Annotated in this window: 14 protein-coding genes; 7 read left to right on the top strand and 7 right to left on the bottom strand. The window is 73.8% G+C overall.

The features are described 5' to 3' along the window. The first annotated feature begins 28 nt into the window (after positions 1-28). Positions 29-868 (top strand): helix-turn-helix transcriptional regulator, encoded by an 840-nt coding sequence (locus ACZ6WH_RS36745; RefSeq protein WP_469734185.1) that lies wholly within the window; start codon positions 29-31, stop codon positions 866-868. 118 nt (positions 869-986) lie between these two features. Continuing rightward, the gene (locus ACZ6WH_RS36740) at positions 987-2,678 is read left to right on the top strand and encodes a SpoIIE family protein phosphatase (RefSeq protein WP_469734183.1); all 1,692 of its coding nucleotides are present in this window, start codon (positions 987-989) and stop codon (positions 2,676-2,678) included. Between the two features lie 9 nt (positions 2,679-2,687). Here ACZ6WH_RS36740 and ACZ6WH_RS36735 read toward each other — a convergent pair whose 3' ends face one another. The 6 genes from ACZ6WH_RS36735 to ACZ6WH_RS36710 form a co-directional block, all read right to left on the bottom strand. Further along, on the bottom strand, positions 2,688-2,843 hold the full coding sequence (locus ACZ6WH_RS36735) for a hypothetical protein (RefSeq protein WP_399719149.1): 156 nt from the start codon (positions 2,841-2,843) through the stop codon (positions 2,688-2,690). A 107-nt stretch (positions 2,844-2,950) separates the two neighbouring features. Then, positions 2,951-4,144, bottom strand: a complete 1,194-nt coding sequence (locus tag ACZ6WH_RS36730) for an XdhC family protein (RefSeq protein WP_469734181.1) — start codon at positions 4,142-4,144, stop codon at positions 2,951-2,953. Positions 4,145-4,225: 81 nt separating this feature from the next. Continuing rightward, entirely contained in the window at positions 4,226-5,665 is a 1,440-nt protein-coding gene (locus tag ACZ6WH_RS36725) for an NCS2 family permease (RefSeq protein ID WP_469734179.1), read from the bottom strand. A gap of 226 nt (positions 5,666-5,891) precedes the next feature. Continuing rightward, positions 5,892-8,276 (bottom strand): xanthine dehydrogenase family protein molybdopterin-binding subunit, encoded by a 2,385-nt coding sequence (locus tag ACZ6WH_RS36720; protein ID WP_469734177.1) that lies wholly within the window; start codon positions 8,274-8,276, stop codon positions 5,892-5,894. 2 nt (positions 8,277-8,278) lie between these two features. Further along, positions 8,279-8,899 (bottom strand): (2Fe-2S)-binding protein, encoded by a 621-nt coding sequence (locus ACZ6WH_RS36715; protein WP_469734174.1) that lies wholly within the window; start codon positions 8,897-8,899, stop codon positions 8,279-8,281. Continuing rightward, complete coding sequence (locus ACZ6WH_RS36710) at positions 8,890-9,792, bottom strand: FAD binding domain-containing protein (protein WP_469734172.1); 903 nt, start codon at positions 9,790-9,792, stop codon at positions 8,890-8,892. The genes ACZ6WH_RS36715 and ACZ6WH_RS36710 overlap by 10 nt, the downstream gene beginning before the upstream one ends. A 299-nt stretch (positions 9,793-10,091) precedes the next feature. Between ACZ6WH_RS36710 and ACZ6WH_RS36705 the strand changes: the two genes are divergently transcribed. The 3 genes from ACZ6WH_RS36705 (at position 10,092) to ACZ6WH_RS36695 (ending at position 14,549) form a co-directional block, all read left to right on the top strand. Then, positions 10,092-11,768 carry a PucR family transcriptional regulator gene (locus tag ACZ6WH_RS36705; RefSeq protein WP_469734170.1) on the top strand — a complete coding sequence of 559 codons (1,677 nt, stop codon included), beginning with the start codon at positions 10,092-10,094 and terminating at the stop codon, positions 11,766-11,768. Positions 11,769-11,947: 179 nt separating this feature from the next. Then, entirely contained in the window at positions 11,948-13,225 is a 1,278-nt protein-coding gene (locus tag ACZ6WH_RS36700; RefSeq protein WP_469734168.1) for a DUF1266 domain-containing protein, read from the top strand. Positions 13,226-13,700: 475 nt separating this feature from the next. Then, entirely contained in the window at positions 13,701-14,549 is an 849-nt protein-coding gene (locus tag ACZ6WH_RS36695) for a hypothetical protein (protein ID WP_469734165.1), read from the top strand. Between the two features lie 45 nt (positions 14,550-14,594). Here ACZ6WH_RS36695 and ACZ6WH_RS36690 read toward each other — a convergent pair whose 3' ends face one another. Further along, positions 14,595-15,434 (bottom strand): GntR family transcriptional regulator, encoded by an 840-nt coding sequence (locus ACZ6WH_RS36690; protein WP_469734163.1) that lies wholly within the window; start codon positions 15,432-15,434, stop codon positions 14,595-14,597. Between the two features lie 117 nt (positions 15,435-15,551). Between ACZ6WH_RS36690 and ACZ6WH_RS36685 the strand changes: the two genes are divergently transcribed. Continuing rightward, positions 15,552-16,400: a (2Fe-2S)-binding protein gene (locus tag ACZ6WH_RS36685; RefSeq protein ID WP_469734161.1), complete on the top strand. Its 849-nt coding sequence runs from the start codon at positions 15,552-15,554 to the stop codon at positions 16,398-16,400. A gap of 207 nt (positions 16,401-16,607) precedes the next feature. Then, positions 16,608-17,738, top strand: coding sequence for a DUF2637 domain-containing protein (locus ACZ6WH_RS36680; RefSeq protein ID WP_469734159.1), 1,131 nt, complete (start codon positions 16,608-16,610; stop codon positions 17,736-17,738). The last annotated feature ends 131 nt before the right edge of the window (positions 17,739-17,869 follow it).

Below are 17,869 nucleotides of genomic sequence, written 5' to 3'. Positions count from 1 at the left end.
CCGAACGGGGGGAAGCGGAGGTTGACGCGTGCGGAACGATGCGGAGCGGAACGAGTCCGCCGAAGTCAGGGCGGCGCTGCTGCGGCTGCGCCGGGCCAGCGGACTGCCCGTGGCCTTCGGCGGTCTGCTCTCGGGCGGCGGCCGCTTCCGCATCGGCGAGATGACCGGCACCGCCACCACCGCGCTGCGCGGCCTGCGCATCGACTCCGGCAACGGGCTGGGCGGCAAGGCAGCGGCCCGCTCCCGGCCGTTCGCGGTGACCGACTACCACTCCTCCGTGGTGATCAGCCACGAGTACGACGCGGCGGTGGCGGCCGAGGGGCTGAAGTCCGTCCTGGCGGTGCCGGTCGTGGTCCGACGCCGGGTGCGCGGCGTGCTGTACGGGGCGCTGCGGCAGCCGCTGCAACTGGGTGACCGGCCCCTGTCGGCCGCGCTGGAGGCGGCCAGGGAGCTGGAGCAAGCGCTGGTGGTGCAGGACGAGGCGGAGCGGCTGCTGTCGGTGGCCCGGCAGCCGACCGCCGCCGATCCGGTGATGTGGGAGGAGGTCAGGGAGGCGCACAGCGCGCTGCGTGCCCTGGCCCACCGGGTCGGCGACGAAGCGCTGCGGCAGGAGATGCTGGCGGCCTGCGGCCGGCTCGCGGCGGCCTCCGGAGGGGCCCGCGGCGGCCCGGTGGTGGCCCTGGCGCCGCGCGAGGTGGACGTGCTGTCCTGCGTGGCCTCCGGCGCGACGAACGCGGCGGTCGGCGAGCGGCTGGGGCTGCGCCCGGAGACGGTCAAGGGGTACCTGCGCTCCGCGATGCGCAAGCTGGGCGCCCACACCCGGCTGCAGGCCGTGGTCGCGGCGCGCCGGGCCGGGCTGCTGCCCTGACGCGCCGGGCCGTGCGTACGCCACGCACCCGGCCCACCGGGCAGGCCGCGGTCGCGTTCCTGGGAGAGGCTGGAGGCTGCCGTCGGTCGGTGTGTGACGTCAGTGAGGAGGGCGGCCCGTGTCAGGACCCGCGACCGGGAGCGAGGGAGAGCCCGTGCTGCCGGCGGGGCTGGCGGCCGGGATCTACGTCCAGGACGGCTTCGGGCGGATCTCCTACGTCAACGCCCGGGCCGAGGAGCTGCTGGGCCGGCCGGCCGCCGAGCTGGTGGGCGGCGATCCGCACGAGCTGCTGCACCGCAATGCCGACGGCACCCGGCTGCCGCGCCCGAACTGCCCGCTGCTCCAGGCGTTCCTGGCCGGCGAGACCGTGGCCCTGGACGGCTGCCAGTGGTTCGCGCGCGGGGACGGCGAGCAGATCTGCGTCGGCGGGCTGTCCGTGCCGTACGAGGTGGACGGCGCACCGGCCGGCGCCGTCGTCCTCTTCTTCCGGCGGCCGCCCGAGGAGGAGCGCGAGCCCGCCGACGCGGCGAACGTCGCGGCCCTCACCGACCTCGCGGACCGGCTGACCATGGTCGCCGAGACCACCGCCGTGCTGACCTCCACCCTGGACCTGGACGAATCGCTGAAGCGGCTCGTACGGCTGGTCGTGCCCCGATTGGCGGACTGGGCGGTGGTGGATCTGCTGGAGGAGCGGAACTCGCTGCGCCGGGTCGCCGTCGTGCACCACGTGAACGGGCAGCACGTACGGGTGGACGAGCTGGCCGGTCCGATGCCGCCGGTGCTGGAGACCTCGCGGATGCCGCTGTCCAGCGTGCTGCGCGGGGCCGCGCCGCGGATCGTCTCGCCGGAGGTCTACGAGGGGCCGCCGGACTCCGGGATCGCCGTCCAGCAGCGCGAGATGTTCCGGGCGATCGGCATGCGCTCCGCGGTGATCGCGCCGCTGCGCGGCCCGGGCAAGGTGCTCGGCGCGCTGACCCTGGTCCGTACGGACCAGGAGAAGCCGTTCGACGCGGCGGAGCTGGCGCTGGTCGACGACATCGCCCGCCGGGCCGGGCTCGCCGTGGACAACGCGCAGCTGTACGAGCGGCAGCGGCGGGTCGCGGAGACCATGCAGCGTCACCTGCTGCCGCCGCTCCCCCGCATCGAGGGCCTGGAGATGACGGTGCGCTACCACCCGGCGCCGCACGCCTCCCGGGTCGGCGGCGACTGGTACGACGTCTTCGGGCTGCCGGACGGGAAGACGGCGCTGGTCATCGGGGACGTGGTGGGCCACGACCTGCAGGCGGCCGCCTGCATGGCCCAGGTGCGCAACATGCTGCGGGCGTTCGCCTGGGAGCACACCGAGGCGCCGTCGGTCACCGTCGACCGGCTGGACCGGGCGCTGGTGCACATCAGCGAGGTCCAGCTGGCGACCATGATCCTGGCGCAGGTCGAGCGGGACGGCGACTGGCGGCTGCGCTGGACCAACGCCGGGCATCCGCCGCCGCTGCTGGTGCACGACGACGGCCGGGTGCGCTTCCTGGAGCAGGACGCCGCCGACCTGGTGCTCGGTACGGAGCTGTCGCCGGGACGCACCGACTTCCTGCAGGTGCTCCCGCCGCGGAGCACGGTCGTGCTCTACACCGACGGGCTGATCGAGGCGCGCGGCCTGCCGCTGAGCGAGGGCCTGGACCAGTTGGCCGGCTTCGCCGCCGCGCTGGCCGACCGCTCGCTGGACGACTTCTGCGACCAGCTCATCAGCCGCGCCCTGTACGCCGCGAACGAGGACGACGTGGCGCTGCTGGCGCTGCGGGTGCCGGGGGACGGCTGAGGCGGGCCGCTACTGCGCCGACGGCGCAGGCATCCCGAAGTCCAGGACCTCGTTGGCTTCCCGCTCGGTCTTCTCGGCGTACTCGCGCGCCTCGGTGGCGACGTCACCCTGCTCGGTGATGAGCTGATCGTAGATCGGGGTGAGCGGTCTGTCCGGCGAGTTCATCGTGCAGTGTTCCTTCGTTCTCGGACATGGCGACAGCCGCCCACGAATGGCGCGGACGGCCGGCCGCCGATCTTATCGTCCGCCTACCGGGAGCAGTACCCGCTGTCTCAGGCAACGGACCCGATACGGCGTGCGGTGACCGATGTGTCGTGATGGATCGGGGTATGTGCGCCGGTGAGCGGCGTGCCCGTACCGCCGCGGCGGGCGGCGACGATCTCGGCGGCGATCGACAGGGCGGTCTCCTCGGGCGTACGGGCACCGAGGTCGAGGCCGATCGGCGAGCGGAGCCGGTTCAGCTCCAGGTCGGAGAGGCCGGCCTCGCGCAGGCGGCGCAGCCGGTCCAGGTGGGTGCGGCGGGAGCCCATGGCACCGACGTAGGCGACGGGGAGCCGCAGGGCCCGCTCCAGCAGCGGGACGTCGAACTTGGCGTCGTGAGTAAGGACACAGAGCACCGCACGGGGGTCCAGCTCCTGGGAGTCCAGGTAGCGGTGCGGCCAGTCGACCACGATCTCGTCGGCGTCGGGGAAGCGCGCCTGCGTGGCGAAGACGGGCCGGGCGTCGCAGACCGTGACCCGGTAGCCGAGGAATTTCCCGGCCCGGACCAGGGCGGCGGCGAAGTCGATGGCGCCGAAGACGAGCATCCGCGGGGCCGGCACGGACGATTCGACGAGCAGGGTCAGCGGGACGCCGCACCTGCTGCCGTCGGCGCCGATCTCCACGGTGGTGGTGCGGCCCGCGTCCAGCAGGGCGCGGGTCTCCTGGAGCGCGGTGCGGTCCAGCTCCGGGTGGCCGCCGAGGCTGCCGGTGCGGCTGCCGTCGGCGCGGACGAGCAGGGCGCGGCCGAGGAGGTCGGCCGGGCCGGAGACGATGCGCGCGAGGGCCGCCGCCTCGGCAGAGACGGCGGCGGCCACCGCGGCCGCGAGCGTCCTGGAGGTGCTGTCCACCGGGGCCGAGGGGTCGTCCGGCCCCTGCGATGGCTCCGGGGCGCTCGCGCGTACCGGGGTGACGAGGATGTCGATGATGCCGCCGCAGGTCAGGCCGACCGCGAAGGCGTCCTCGTCGCTGTAGCCGAACTGCTCCAGTACCGGCTCACCGGTCTCCAGGGCCTGTTGGCACAGCTCGTACACCGCGCCCTCCACGCAACCGCCGGAGACGGACCCGATCGCCGTGCCGTCGCGGTCGACGGCGAGCGCGGCGCCCGGTTGCCGGGGCGCGCTGCCGCCGACGCCCACCACGGTGGCCACGGCGAAGTCGCGCCCCTGCTCGACCCACCGGTTCAGCTCGTCGGCGATGTCCAGCATGTCCAGCTCCTTGTCTGCGATTGCGCGGAGGGCCGATGCGGCCTCCGCCCGGGCACCGTGCCCGGCTCGGGCGGGTCTCCCCTACCCGATGTCGTTGAAGGCGAAGTTGGCGATGAAGACCAGCGCCAGGACCCACATCAGCGGGCCCGGCTCGCGCCACTTGCCCTGCGCGAGCTTGATCGCGCAGTACGAGATGATCCCGACGGCCACACCGTTCACGATCGAGTAGGTGAACGGCATGATCACCACGGTCAGGAAGACCGGGATGGCCACGGACCGGTCGCGCCAGTCCACGTGCCGTGCGTTCTGCATCATCATCGAGCCGATGACGACCAGCGCGGCGGACGCGACCTGGGCGGGCACGATCTCCGCCAGTGGGGTGAAGAGCAGTGCCGCACCGAAGAGCAGGCCGGTGACGGTGGCCGACAGACCGGTACGGGCGCCCTCGCCGACGCCACTGGCGGACTCGATGAAGACGGTCTGGCCGGAGGCGCCGGAGACGCCGCCGATCGCACCGCCCGCACCGTCGATGAGCAGCGCCTTGTTCAGCCCCGGCATCCGGCCGAGGTGGTCGGCGAGCTTGGCCTCCTGGCCGACGGCGATGATCGTGGCCATGGCGTCGAAGAAGCCGGCCAGGACCAGGGTGAAGACGACCATCGCCACGGTGGTGGCCCCGAGCTCGGCGAAGCCGCCGAACTCGATCTTGCCGAACAGGCTGAAGTCCGGCGACGCGACCACGGTGTCCGGCAGCGACGGCGTGGCCAGGCCCCACTGCTTGTCGCCCAGCCCGAAGGCCGCGGTGACGATGAGCGAGAAGACCGTGCCGACGGCGATGCCGATCAGGATCGCGCCGGGGATGTTCCGGGCCAGCAGCATGAAGATGACGACGAGGGTGAGGCAGAAGGCCAGGACGGGCCAGCCGGACAGGTGGCCGTGGACGCCGAGGGTGACCGGCGCCGAGGCGTTGCCGATGCCGACGAACCCGGCCTTGACCAGGCCGATCATGGTGACGAAGAGCCCGATGCCGATGGTGATGGCGTGCTTGAGGCCGAGCGGGATCGCGTTCATGATCTTCTCGCGGAGCCCGCTGATCACCAGGAGCATGATCACGACACCGTAGATCACGCACATGCCCATGGCCTGCGGCCACGACATGTCACTGATCACCTGGGTGCCGAGCACGCCCGAGACGCTCAGGCCGGCGGCGAGCGCCAGCGGCACCTTGCCGACGACGCCCATGAGCAGCGTCGCGACCGCGGCCGCGAACGCGGTCGCCGTGATCACGGCGCCCGGCTGGAGTGTGCCGCCCACCGCGTCCTTGCCGCTGAGCAGGACGGGGTTGAGCAGGAGGATGTACGCCATCGCCATGAAGGTGGTGATGCCGCCGCGCAGCTCCCGGCCGAGGGTGGAGCCGCGCTCGGATATGTGGAAGTAGCGGTCGAGCCACGACCGGCCGGCGGGCTGGCGCGAACCCGCGCCTGCTTCCTCCGCCGTGGTCGGCTCGATGGTGGGCTGGGTCATGGTGCCTATCTCCCAAGGTTCATAGGGGCACTCACAAGGGGGGAAGTGTGAGATTTGGGATGGAGCGGGCCGCACGACCCGGGGGACGGCCCGAGACGAACGTTTTTCAGCCAATGCGGCGCCGGAGGGATCCTAGGAGCCGCCGCTGATGTGGGGGAAACTCCGGGCGGTACGAACCGCGGGAGGACGGACAGGACACCCCAAACCGTCCGTACCGCCCGGAGTGTCAGGTGCCGGTGAGGTGTTCGGGCCGCACCGGCGTTTTCGTGAGCGCCAGACCTGTCGCCGCCCGGATGGCGGAGAGGACAGCCGGGGTCGACGACAGGGTCGGCGCCTCACCGATGCCGCGCAGCCCGTAGGGAGCGTGTTCATCGGCAAGTTCGAGGACGTCCACCGGGATGGTGGGCGTGTCCAGAATGGTGGGGATCAGGTAGTCGGTGAACGAGGGGTTGCGGACCTTCGCGGTCTTGGGGTCGACGACGATCTCCTCCATGACCGCCACGCCCAGGCCCTGGGTGGTGCCACCCTGGATCTGGCCGACGACGGACAGCGGGTTGAGCGCCTTGCCGACGTCCTGCGCGCAGGCCAGCTCGATGACCTTGACCAGGCCGAGCTCGGTGTCGACCTCGACGACCGCGCGGTGCGCCGCGAAGGAGTACTGCACGTGGCCGAAGCCCTGGCCGGTCTCCAGGTCGAACGCCTCGGTGGGGCGGTGCCGCCACTCCAGCTCGACCTCCACGGCCTCCTCGCCCAGCACGTCCGCGATGTCGGCGAGCACCTCGCCGCCGTCGGTGACGACCTTGCCGCCCTCCAGGAGCAGCTCGGCGGTGGCCCACGCCGGGTGGTACGAGCCGAACTTGATCCGGCCCTTCTGCAGGACCTGCTCGCGCACGGCCTCGCAGCTGTTCTTCACCGCGCCGCCGGTGACGTAGGTCTGCCGGGAGGCGGAGGTGGAGCCGGCGGAGCCGACCTGGGTGTCGGCCGGGTTGATGGTGACCTGCTGGACGCCCAGCTCGGTACGGGCGATCTGCGCGTGCACGGTGATGCCGCCCTGGCCGACCTCGGCCATCGCGGTGTGCACGGTCGCGACCGGTTCGCCGTTGATGACCTCCATCCGCACCTTCGCGGTGGAGTAGTCGTCGAAGCCCTCGGAGAACCCGACGTTCTTGATGCCGACCGCGTAGCCGATGCCGCGGACGACGCCCTCGCCGTGGGTGGTGTTGGACAGACCGCCCGGCAGCGCGCGGACATCGGCGCCCTCGGTGGTCTCCCACTGGTTCTCCGGCGGCAGCGGCATGGCCTTCACGCGGCGCAGCAGCTCGGCGACCGGCGCGGGCGAGTCGACCGGCTGCCCGGTCGGCAGGAGCGTGCCCTGCTCCATGGCGTTGCGCTGCCGCAGCTCGACGGGGTCCATGTCCAGCGCCTTGGCCAGCTTGTCCATCTGTGCCTCGTAGGCGAAGCACGCCTGGACCGCGCCGAAGCCGCGCATGGCGCCGCACGGGGGGTTGTTCGTGTACAGCGCGACGGCCTCGATGTTCACGTCGTCGACGACGTACGGGCCGACGGCGAGCGAGGAGGCGTTGCCGACCACGGCCGGGGAGGCCGAAGCGTACGCGCCGCCGTCCAGCACGATGCGGCACTTCAGGTGGGTGAGCTTGCCGTCCTTGGTGGCGCCGTGCTCGTACCAGAGCTTGGCGGGGTGCCGGTGGACGTGCCCGAAGAAGGACTCGAACCGGTTGTAGACGATCTTGACGGGCTTGCCGGTGTGGAGCGCCAGCAGGCAGCCGTGGATCTGCATCGACAGGTCCTCGCGGCCGCCGAAGGCACCGCCGACGCCGGAGAGCGTCATGCGTACCTTCTCGGGCGGCAGGCCGAGCACCGGCGCGATCTGGCGCAGGTCCGAGTGGAGCCACTGGGTCGCGACGTACAGGTCGACGCCGCCGTCCTCGGCCGGCACCGCGAGGCCGGACTCCGGGCCGAGGAACGCCTGGTCCTGCATGCCGAAGTCGTACTCGCCGGTGACGATCACGTCCGCGCGCTTGGCGGCCTCGTCCGCGTCGCCGCGGATGATCGGCTGGCGGTGGACGATGTTCGGGTGCGGTACGTGGCCCGCGTGGTGGTCGTTGCGGCCCGGGTGGAGCAGCGGGGCGTCCTCGGCGAGGGCCGAGGCCTCGTCGGTGACGACCGGCAGCTCCGCGTAGTCGATCTTGATCTTGGCGGCGGCCCGCCGCGCGGTCTCCGGGTGGTCGGCCGCGACCAGCGCGACCGGCTCGCCGTGGTGCCGCACCCGGCCGTGGGCCAGTACGGGCGTGTCCTGGATCTCCAGGCCGTAGTTCTTCACCGCGGTGGGCAGGTCGTCGTAGGTGAGGACCGCGTAGACACCGGGCTGGGCGAGCGCCTCGGAGGTGTCGATGGAGCGGATCTCGGCGTGCGCGACGGTGCTGCGCAGCGTGAAGCCCCACAGCATGTCCTCGTGCCACATGTCCGAGGAGTACGCGAACTCGCCGGTCACCTTCAGCGTGCCGTCCGGGCGCAGCGTGGAGGCCCCGATACCGGCCGGCGTCTTGCTGCCCTGGGTGAGATTGGTGGGTGTCCGGGTGACTCCGGCCATGGTCAGGCCCCCGTTCCTGCGGTCTCGTTCTCGCCGCGGGCGGCCGCGAGGCGGACCGCGTCGAGGATCTTCTCGTAGCCCGTGCAGCGGCACAGGTTGCCGGACAGCGCCTCGCGGATGTCGGCGTCGGACGGCTGGGTGTTGCGCTCCAGCAGCTCGTCGGCGGCGACCAGCAGGCCCGGCGTGCAGAAGCCGCACTGGACGGCGCCCGCGTCGATGAATGCCTGCTGGATGGGCGAGAGCCGTGCCTGCTCACCCGTCCGGCCGTCGCCCGGACCGGCGGGCTTGGCGGCCCAGCCCTTGGCCTCGTCCAGCGTGGTGCCCTTGGCCCCGCCGCAGGCACCCGTGCCGCAGCCCGTGCGCTCGGCGCGCTGCTGGGCGAAGTCGGCAAGGCCCTCGACGGTGACCACGTCGCGGCCCTCGACCTGCCCGGCGGCGACCAGGCAGGAACACACCGGCACGTCGTCCAGCCGGACCGTGCAGGAGCCGCACTCGCCCTGCTCGCAGGCGTTCTTCGAACCCGGCAGGCCCATCCGCTCGCGGAGCACGTACAGCAGGCTCTCGCCTTCCCAGACGTCGTCGGCCGTCTGCTCGCGGCCGTTGACGGTGAACTTCACGCGCACTGTGCGCCTCCTTGTGCAGTGCGGCCGTTGCCGCGGTAGGACTCCCACACCCAGCCGAGCGTGCGGCGGGCCATCACACCGACCGCGTGCCGGCGGTACTTCGCGCTGCCGCGCACGTCGTCGATCGGGTTGCAGGCACCCGTCGCCAGCTGCGCGAACTGCTTCGCGACGGACACCGGGACCGGTGCGCCGGACTCCCAGAGACCGGCCTCCTCCAGCGCCGCCGCCAGGAAGGTCTCGGCCTCCTTGGCACGTACCGGGGTGGGCGCGGCCGAACCGATGCCGGTCCGTACCGTCCTCGTCTCCGGGTGCAGCGCGATACCGAACGCGCACACCGCGATGACCATGGCGTTGCGCGTACCGACCTTGGAGAACTGCTGGGCCCCGGTGGCCTTGGGCAGGTGGACGGCGCGGATCAGCTCGTCCTGCTCCATGGCGTTGCGCTTGACGCCGACGTAGAACTCGTCGATGGGGATCATGCGCACGCCGCGGGCCGCCGACTCCACCTCGACCTCGCCGCCCGAGGCGAGCAGCGCGGGGTGCGCGTCGCCGGCCGGGGAGGCGGTGCCGAGGTTGCCGCCGACGCCGCCGCGGTTGCGGATCTGCGGGGAGGCGACGGTGTGCGAGGCGAGCGCCAGGCCCGGCAGCTCGGTGCGCAGGTTCTCCATGATCCGGGTGTACGGCACCGAAGCGCCGAGCCGTACGGTGTCCGCTCCGGTCTCCCACTCCCGCAGATCACCGATGCGGTTCAGATCCATCAGGTATTCGGGGCGGCGGTGGTCGAAGTTGATCTCGACCATCACGTCCGTGCCGCCCGCGATCGGCACAGCGGTGGGGTGCTCGGCCTTAGCGGCGAGCGCCTCCTCCCAGCTGGCGGGGCGAAGGAAGTCCATGTGTGGCTCTCTTCTCGGAAATTCGTGCCGTAACCACTACGGTCGGCGGTGTCAACGGGCCCTACGGTGACGGGGCCGCCGCCGAAGCCATCCGGCCGCCGTCTCTCGGGTTGTTCATATGTCGTTCACGCGATGTGACCCAGTACACGCGCCCAGCGCCCGCCCGGTGCAGTCACCGAAACCATGAAGCGGTTGGCTGGCCAGGGCACCCGTCTTGTAGATTCGAACGAAAAGCGGGGCCCGGCAACCTCGCGGTATTCCACCGGCAACACGAGACGGAAAGATCGGCGGGCGAGGTCATGCGGCTCCGCGCACTTCTGGACACCGACTCCCTTGGCCTGCGGCTTCTCGGGGGCGAGGACGAGCTGGACCGCACGGTACGGGGGGTGATGACCACCGACCTGCGGGATCCCAGCCGCTACCTCTCCGGGGGTGAGCTGGTCCTCTCCGGCCTGGCCTGGCGGCGGGAGCCCGAGGACTCGGAGAATTTCGTCCGGATCCTTGCCACGGCCGGGGTGGCCGGGCTGGCGGCCGGCGAGGCGGAGCTGGGCTCCGTCCCCGAGGACCTGGTGCTCGCCTGCGTGCGCCACCGCCTGCCGCTGTTCTCCGTCTCCGAGGCGGTCTCCTTCGCCTCGATCACCGAGTACGTCGTACGGCAGGTCTCCGGTGAGCGCGCCGGCGACCTGGCCGCCGTCGTGGACCGGCACCGCCGCCTGATGACCTCGGGCCCGGCGGGCGGCGGCCCCGAGGTCGTCCTCGACCTCCTCGGCTCCGACCTCGACCTGCGCGCCTGGGTCCTCTCCCCCACCGGACGGCGGATCGCGGGCGCGACGCCCGGGGGCGAGCCGGCGGACGCGGGCGAGACCACCGGAACGGCGGACGGCGCACGGCTGGCGGGCGAGCACCTGGCGGCGGCCCGCAGCGGGCGCCGCAGCCCGCACCGGGTCCTGCTCGGCAACACCACGTACTCCCTCTTCCCGATCCGCAGCGGCGGCCGCGACCTGCGCGAGACACTGCTCTCGGACTGGCTGCTGGCGGTCGAGGCGGACGCCGGCGACTGGCCGGCGGAGCGGCTGGACCTGCTGCACGGCGTCACCCAGCTGATCGCCGTCGAGCGGGACCGGCGCGACGCGGCCCGTACGGTGCGCCGCCGGCTCGCCCAGGAGGTCCTGGAGCTGGTCCAGACGGGTGCGCCGCCCGCCGAGATCGCCGCCCGGCTGCGGGTCGCCGCGCCCGTGCTGCTGCCGGGCCTCGGCACCGCGCCGCACTGGCAGGTCGTGGTCGCCCGCGTGGAGTGGGAGGGCGGCGACCTCCCCGGCGGCCCGGTCGCCCAGTCCCTCCTGGAAGAGGTCCTGGTCGACCCCGGCGCCGCGGGGCCCGACCCGGCCGACCGGATCGCCGTGGCGCACACCGGGGACGAGGCGGTCGCGCTGGTACCGCTGCCCGCCCTGCACGACGACGACTCCGACACCAAGGCCGAGGGGCTGCACGCCGGCGCGCTGCTCGCCGCGGTCCAGGAGCCGCTCTCCCGGGGGCTGGCCGACGACGGCCGGCTCACCCTCGGCGTGAGCGCCGCCGTCCACTCGGCGGAGGGCCTGCGCGGCGCGCTGGAGGAGGCCCGGCACGCCCGCCGGGTCGCGGCGGCCCGGCCCGGCGCGGTGTGCGCCGCCGGCCACGAGGAGCTGGCCTCGCACGTCCTGCTGCTGCCCTTCGTCCCCGACGACGTGCGCCGGGCCTTCACCGCCCGGCTGCTGGACCCGCTCCGGGACTACGACCGGCGGCACCGTGCCGAGCTGATCCCCACCCTGGAGGCGTTCCTGGACAGCGACGGCTCCTGGACCCGCTGCGCCGGCCGCCTCCACCTGCACGTCAACACCCTCCGCTACCGCGTCGGCCGCATCGAGCAGCTCACCGGCCGCGACCTGTCCCGCCTGGAGGACAAGCTGGACTTCTTCCTGGCCCTGCGGATGACGTGAGGACCGGCCCCGCGGTGGGCCTGTCCTGCCCGGCGGCGAGCGTGCGCGGTCCTGCGGAGGGCGTGACCTGCCCGGCGGCGAGCGTGCGCGGTCCCGCGGAGGACGTGGGCGCGGGGTGGCGCCGGGGCCGCGTGCCGGGCCCCGCACACCCCGTGATCACGGCTCGATAAGGTTTTCCCATGGCGATGACGGACGGGCCGGAGGCGGCCGCCGAGCCGGGGCCGGCGGAAGCGGCGGCACCGGACTGGCAGGCGCCCAGCGAGGTCGAGCAGCAGCTGTACGACGCGAAGGCGCGCGGGGACTGGTCCGCGTACTTCGACGTGCTCGCCCGTACCGAGCTCTACATCGCCGACTCCCGGGCAGCGGCCGACGCGCATCCGGGAACGGTGCGCTTCCAGCCGTACTGGGACCAGCGGACCGGGACGCCCTGCCTGGCCGCCTTCACCACCGGCATGCTGCCCGCGCCCGTCGCCGACCCGGTCTTCTGGTCCGGCTCGCTGGACTGGTACGCGCGCAACTGGGAACCGCACGACCCGCCGTGGCTGGCCGTCAACCCCGGCAGCCCGTGCGAGGCGTACTTCCCGGCCTCGCCCGAGCACCGCGCCCTGTGGCAGCGGCACGCCGCGGCCGCCGCCTCCGCAGCGGAGGAGCCCATCAGGCTGCGCGCGCTGCACCTGGGCGGGCCGCTGCACGGCCCGGTGGCGCACGGGCTCGCCTGCGGGGCGCTGCTGTTCGTCAAGAACGGCCGGCCGTGGAACGCCATGGCCCACCACGGCCGGGGCTACTACCCGGAGAAGAAGCAGCTCGCCGAATTCTGGGGCGTCACCGACCGGGTCGGCTGGCAGCAGTCCCAGGAGCGGCTGATCGCCGCCGACATGGTCAGCGAGGTCTGGGAGTTCGCGCTCGCCGTCCGGCGCTCCCTCGCGCTGGACTTCGCGGGCGCCGTGAGCGTGGACCACTGGCGCGGGGTGGCCGAGCGGGTGCTGCGGCACAACGCGGCCAAGGGCGCCGAGGTCAAGATCGGCCCGGAGGGCGTGACGAAGACCGAGCCGCCCGGTGAGGCGGAGGTCGCCTCGCAGGTCGCGGGGGTGCAGCGGCTGATCGGCCGGATCGCCCGGTACGAGGCGCGGTTCCGCGCGGACGGGGTGCTGCCCGAAGGGAAGTTCGTCCGCTCCACCGAGGCGTGGGACTACGGGCGCGCCTCCGGCATGGCCCGCTGGGGGCTCGGCGCGCGCTACTGCGACCTCCAGGAGGCGGAGCAGGCCGTGCTGCGGGCCGGCCGGGCGAGCCGGAACGCCTACCGGTCCTGGGAGGACTTCTCGGCAGGTTTCATCCTCGGCCGCTGCCTGCAGTTCGATGAGGAGGAGTTCGGTCACTGGTACGGGGACATGGTCACGGCGCACCGCATCCTGACCACCGACCCGGCCAGCCCCTGGCGGAACATCCCCTGGGAGTGACCCCCGCCTCCGGTGACGCACGGCGCTCGACGCGCACGTCACCCCGCGCGCGTCCCCGCGCCCGCCGCGCACCCCCCGATCCGGTGGACCGGACCCCGCCAGGCGTCCACCGCCGCCTCCTGCAGCGGGACCGGGCGACGGGATCATGAGGCGGAGGGTGAGCGGCGGACGGCGCGCGGCCGGCGGCACGCAACCGGGTCACTCCTTCGAGCGACTTTCGCGCGACGCCCCTCGGGCGCTCGAAGCGCCAGGTCACGGCATTCCAGGACGGACCGCCCGGCCCGTACGCCCCACCGGAGAGCCGCGATCCGCTCTCCTAGCGGCTCAACTCCGCTCCGTACACGGCCGGCGGGAGATTGTGAAATCATTCACCCAGCCCCTTGGCCCCACGCCGAAATTCGTGCTGAGATTCGCCCACTGCTTCCAGTCCAGGCTCAAAGGTGCGCTCGGGGAGGGCAATGTGGCGGATACCGCCATGCCGGAATCTGCGGAATCCGACGGCTCCGAAGGGACCGTCGAACGACTGCCGGCGCCGGGGGCACCGGTGACGGGACTGCCGGCCGCACGGACGGCCGAGGGAGCCGCCGACGGGGACGGCCCACTGGACCGGGCCGTGTGGCGACTCCGCTCCCGCGGCTGCTGGGAGGACGCGGCCGCCCTGCTGGAACCGCACGCCGCGGAGCACGCGCCCGCCGCGCTGCGCCGCGCGGCGCTTCTCGTGGAGCGCTGCATGTTCACCTGCGCCGGCTGGGCCGAGGCCGAGGACGCCCTGCGGTACGCCGAGGCCCGCGCGGCCACCGACGACGAGCGCGGCGACGCGGCCTGCGAGCGCGGCCATCTCGCCTACGCCGCCACGGTCCTGGGCGTTCGGGACCGCGCCGACGAGGCGCGCGCCGCACTCGGCCGCGCCGCCGCCCTGCTGCCCCCGGCAGCGCCGGGACGCGCCCTGCTGGACTTCCGGCGCGGCCTCATGGCCGAGCACCTCGCCGACAGCCCGCAGTCCGCGCGCGCCGCCTACCGCCGCGCGCACGCCGCCGCCACCGCCCACGAAGACCCGCTGCTGCTCTCCTTCACCTGGCGGCACCTGGCCGGACTCGCCCTCCGCGACGGCGAGTTGGCGGAGGCCCGGCACGGCTTCGCCGAATCCCTGCGGCTCCGCGAGGAACTGGGCTACCTCATCGGCACGGCCCCGGCACTCGCGGCCCTCGCCGACGCCGCGCCGGAGGAGGAGGCCCCCCGCCTCCGCGCCGAGGCCGCCCGCCTCTTCCGCCTCATGGACGGCGTGCCCACCTGGCTCGCCGAGCACCTGCCGACGGCGGCATAGCCCGCCTCCGCCGGGCGCCGTGCGGGCGAGCCGGACGGCGCGGGCTCAGTGCGGGAAGCGCGTGCCCGTGAGGTGGTCGCGGAGGATGCGTTCGGCGAGGGCCGGGTCCTGGGCCGTGAGGGCGTCGAGGAGGGCCACGTGGTCGGCGGCGTCGGCCAGGAGATCGGCGACGCCCGCCGTCGCGCCGCCGCAGGGCCAGCCCGTACGCCGGTGCAGGTCGTCGGCGACGAGCATCAGCTGCCGGTTGCCGGTCAGGTCGAGGAGCGCGCGGTGGAAGGCGCGGTCGGCCTCCGCGTACGCCACGCAGTCACCGTGGCCCGCGGCCGTGACCGTCGCGGCGGCCGCGGGACGCAGCTCCTCCCAGCGCTCGGGCGGGAGCGCGCGGGCCAGCCGCAGTACGGCCGGCACCTCCAGCATCGACCGGACCTCGGCCAGCTCGGCGAGGTCGCGGGGGGTGCGCTCGGCGACCCGGAAGCCGCGGTTCGGCACCACCTCGACCGCGCCCTCGACCGCGAGCTGCTGCATCGCCTCGCGGACCGGGGTGGGGGAGACGCCGAAGCTCTCGGCGAGCGCGGGCGCCGAGTAGACGGCGCCGGGCGCCAGCTCGCCGGAGAGCAGGGAGTCGCGCAGCGCCGCCAGGACCTGCGCGCGTACGGAGTGCCGCTGGGGCTTGCGCACGGTCGCGGCGGGGGGCGGCGCGGCCACGGCGTGGGTACGGGCCGCCGGCTCGGCGTCCGCGCGGGGGCCGTCCGGCGCAGGCGTGGCCGGTATCCGCTGCGCGCCGTCCGCGTCGGCGGGATGCCGCCCGCGCACCGCCTCCGCGCGCCCCTGAGCGGGCACGCGGGCGCGTATCCGCGGGGGCTGCTCCGCCGCGCGCTGCTCCATGGGGTACCTCCTGATGTCCTTGTGCACCATAGGCGGCCCCCGTCGCAGGTCAAACCTCGGAGTCTTCCGCTAAGGTAAGCCTTACCTGCCAACGACAGCGATTCGGTGGTCCCCCGCATGGCTTCTTCCGCGCTCGCCGCCCCGCCGTCCCCTTCCCCCGTTACCGGCGCATATGCCCGGCTCACCGAGGTGTTCCCCGGCCTGCGGATCACCGAGCTCGGCCCGGAGGACCCGGCCCCGACGGGCGAGGGCTGGACCGGCGCGGCGGAGCTGGCGGCCGGCGGCGCGGCCCTGGACGCGTTCCTGGCCTGGGACGACGCACAGGTGCTCACGAACTACGGGAAGCAGGCGCGCCCCGACGTGGTCGCCAGCTTCGGACTGCACCGCTACGCCTGGCCCGCCTGCCTGCTGATCACCATGCCGTGGTTCCTGCACCGCCGGGTGCCGCGGCTGCCCGCCGGGGCCGTCTTCTTCCCGCGCGAGATGGGTCACGCGGCGGTCCGCATCACCTCCTTCGCGTGCCTGCCCGGCGACCCGGCGGCCGAGCTGCCGGGCGCCATGGTCGTCGCCGACGAGGAGGCGCTGCGCGCCGAGGTGCGGTCCGCCGTCGCCGAACACCTCGCGCCCGTACTGGACGGCTTCCGCCCCCGCGTGCGGCGCGGGCCACGCGCCCTGTGGGGCATGGCGACGGACGAGATCGTCGAGGGCATGTGGTACCTCGGTCACCTGCTCGGCGAGGAGCCGCGCGCGGTGGCCGAAGTCGAGCGGCTGCTGCCGGGCGCGACGGCGCCGTACGTGGGCGGCGCGGGCTTCCGCGAGCTGACGGGGCCGGCCGGGGAGAAGCTTCCGACGCGGGACCGCGCGAGCTGCTGCATGTTCTACACGGTGCGTCCGGAGGACACCTGCGTCACCTGTCCGCGTACATGTGACGCGGACCGGGTCGCGCGGCTGACCGCGAGCGCCTGACCCCGAGCCACTCCCCCCTCACCACCCGATCGAGTGGCGGTAATCGAACTCAACTGCCGTCCTTCTCAAGGGTGTACGAACAGTTCACCCCTCCCGGCGGGCCCTGGCGCCTCCTTGGCGTTCTCTTGCCCCGAAAACCCCTGCGGAACCGGCCGACTCCGCCAGGATGTCGCGCGAAAACGCGTACCGCGATGCAAGGGGTCCCAGATGGCAATGACGGACATATCGCTGGACTGGCTCATCCCGGGAGCCCTGCTGCTCATCGGTGTCTCGGCAGCCGTTGCCGTGGTCCTGCGCGGCAAGCGCGGGCCGGCGAAGACGACGGCCGACGACTCCTGGGAACGCAGCGAGGAACGCCGGCGCCGCAAGGAGGCCGTCTACGGCTCGGCGGCCTACCTGCTCCTCTTCTGCTGCGCCGCGGTGGCCGCCGCGCTCTCCTTCCACGGCCTGGTCGGCTTCGGCCGGCAGAACCTCAACCTCTCCGGGGGCTGGGAGTACCTGGTGCCGTTCGGTCTGGACGGCGCGGCGATGTTCTGCTCCGTACTGGCGGTGCGCGAGGCCAGCCACGGTGACGCGGCGCTCGGCTCCCGGATACTGGTGTGGACGTTCGCGGGCGCGGCCGCGTGGTTCAACTGGGTGCACGCGCCCCGCGGCCTGGACCACGCGGGCGCCCCGCAGTTCTTCGCGGGCATGTCCCTGTCGGCCGCCGTCCTCTTCGACCGGGCGCTGAAGCAGACCCGCCGCGCCGCGCTGCGCGAACAGGGCCTGGTGCCGCGGCCGCTGCCGCAGATCCGAATGGTGCGCTGGCTCCGCGCCCCGCGCGAGACCTTCGCGGCCTGGTCGCTGATGCTGCTGGAGGGCGTACGGAGCCTGGACGAGGCGGTCGACGAGGTACGCGAGGACCGTCGCGAGCGGGAGCGCACCCGGCGCCGGCGCCGTGAGCACCGGAAGCTGGACCGGGCCCGGGTACGGGCACTGAACCGGCAGCACCGGTGGGGCCGCGGCGCCCGTCAGCTGCCGGCCGTGGACGCCGGGCGGCCCGCAGCGCAGCAGTCCGAGACCCCGGCCATCGAGGTGCAGGCGGTCGGGGCGCCGGCAGCGGGGGGCCGGGCCGCCGAGAACCCCGCACTCGACGGCCCGGCGGCCGATGACGGGACCGCCGCCGGTGACACACCCCGGTCCCGTCCCACGCTGAAGGCCGTGGCCGGCCGTGCCGGCGGTGCCGAGCGGTCCGGCGGGCGGACCGTGGACCTCACCGCCGAGGACGACACGCAGACGCTCCCGCGGCTGGACTCCCTGGAGGAGAAGCTCGCCGAGATCGAGCGGCAGTTCGGCTGAGCGGACCGTGGCCCCGGGCCACGGCGGAGCGGCGGGGGGGGGCCGGGGGGGGCCGGCCCCCCCCCCGGGGCGGGGGGGGGGGCCCCCGGGCGGGGGGGGTCGCGAAAGGCCAGAAAGAAACCCAGCCCCCC

The organism is Streptomyces sp. NPDC050806 (genome assembly GCF_055586425.1).
The sequence above is the reverse complement of the archived record's forward strand: the minus strand, read 5'-3'. Positions and strand labels throughout refer to the sequence as shown.

Coding starts and splice junctions, on each gene's coding strand:
- ACZ6WH_RS36735 (WP_399719149.1), bottom strand. CDS start 2,843: ATGAACTCGCCGGACAGACCGCTCACCCCGATCTACGATCAGCTCATC.
- ACZ6WH_RS36730 (WP_469734181.1), bottom strand. CDS start 4,144: ATGCTGGACATCGCCGACGAGCTGAACCGGTGGGTCGAGCAGGGGCGC.
- ACZ6WH_RS36725 (WP_469734179.1), bottom strand. CDS start 5,665: ATGACCCAGCCCACCATCGAGCCGACCACGGCGGAGGAAGCAGGCGCG.
- ACZ6WH_RS36690 (WP_469734163.1), bottom strand. CDS start 15,434: ATGGAGCAGCGCGCGGCGGAGCAGCCCCCGCGGATACGCGCCCGCGTG.
- ACZ6WH_RS36710 (WP_469734172.1), bottom strand. CDS start 9,792: ATGGACTTCCTTCGCCCCGCCAGCTGGGAGGAGGCGCTCGCCGCTAAG.
- ACZ6WH_RS36680 (WP_469734159.1), top strand. CDS start 16,608: ATGGCAATGACGGACATATCGCTGGACTGGCTCATCCCGGGAGCCCTG.
- ACZ6WH_RS36700 (WP_469734168.1), top strand. CDS start 11,948: ATGGCGATGACGGACGGGCCGGAGGCGGCCGCCGAGCCGGGGCCGGCG.
- ACZ6WH_RS36720 (WP_469734177.1), bottom strand. CDS start 8,276: ATGGCCGGAGTCACCCGGACACCCACCAATCTCACCCAGGGCAGCAAG.
- ACZ6WH_RS36705 (WP_469734170.1), top strand. CDS start 10,092: ATGCGGCTCCGCGCACTTCTGGACACCGACTCCCTTGGCCTGCGGCTT.
- ACZ6WH_RS36695 (WP_469734165.1), top strand. CDS start 13,701: ATGCCGGAATCTGCGGAATCCGACGGCTCCGAAGGGACCGTCGAACGA.
- ACZ6WH_RS36685 (WP_469734161.1), top strand. CDS start 15,552: ATGGCTTCTTCCGCGCTCGCCGCCCCGCCGTCCCCTTCCCCCGTTACC.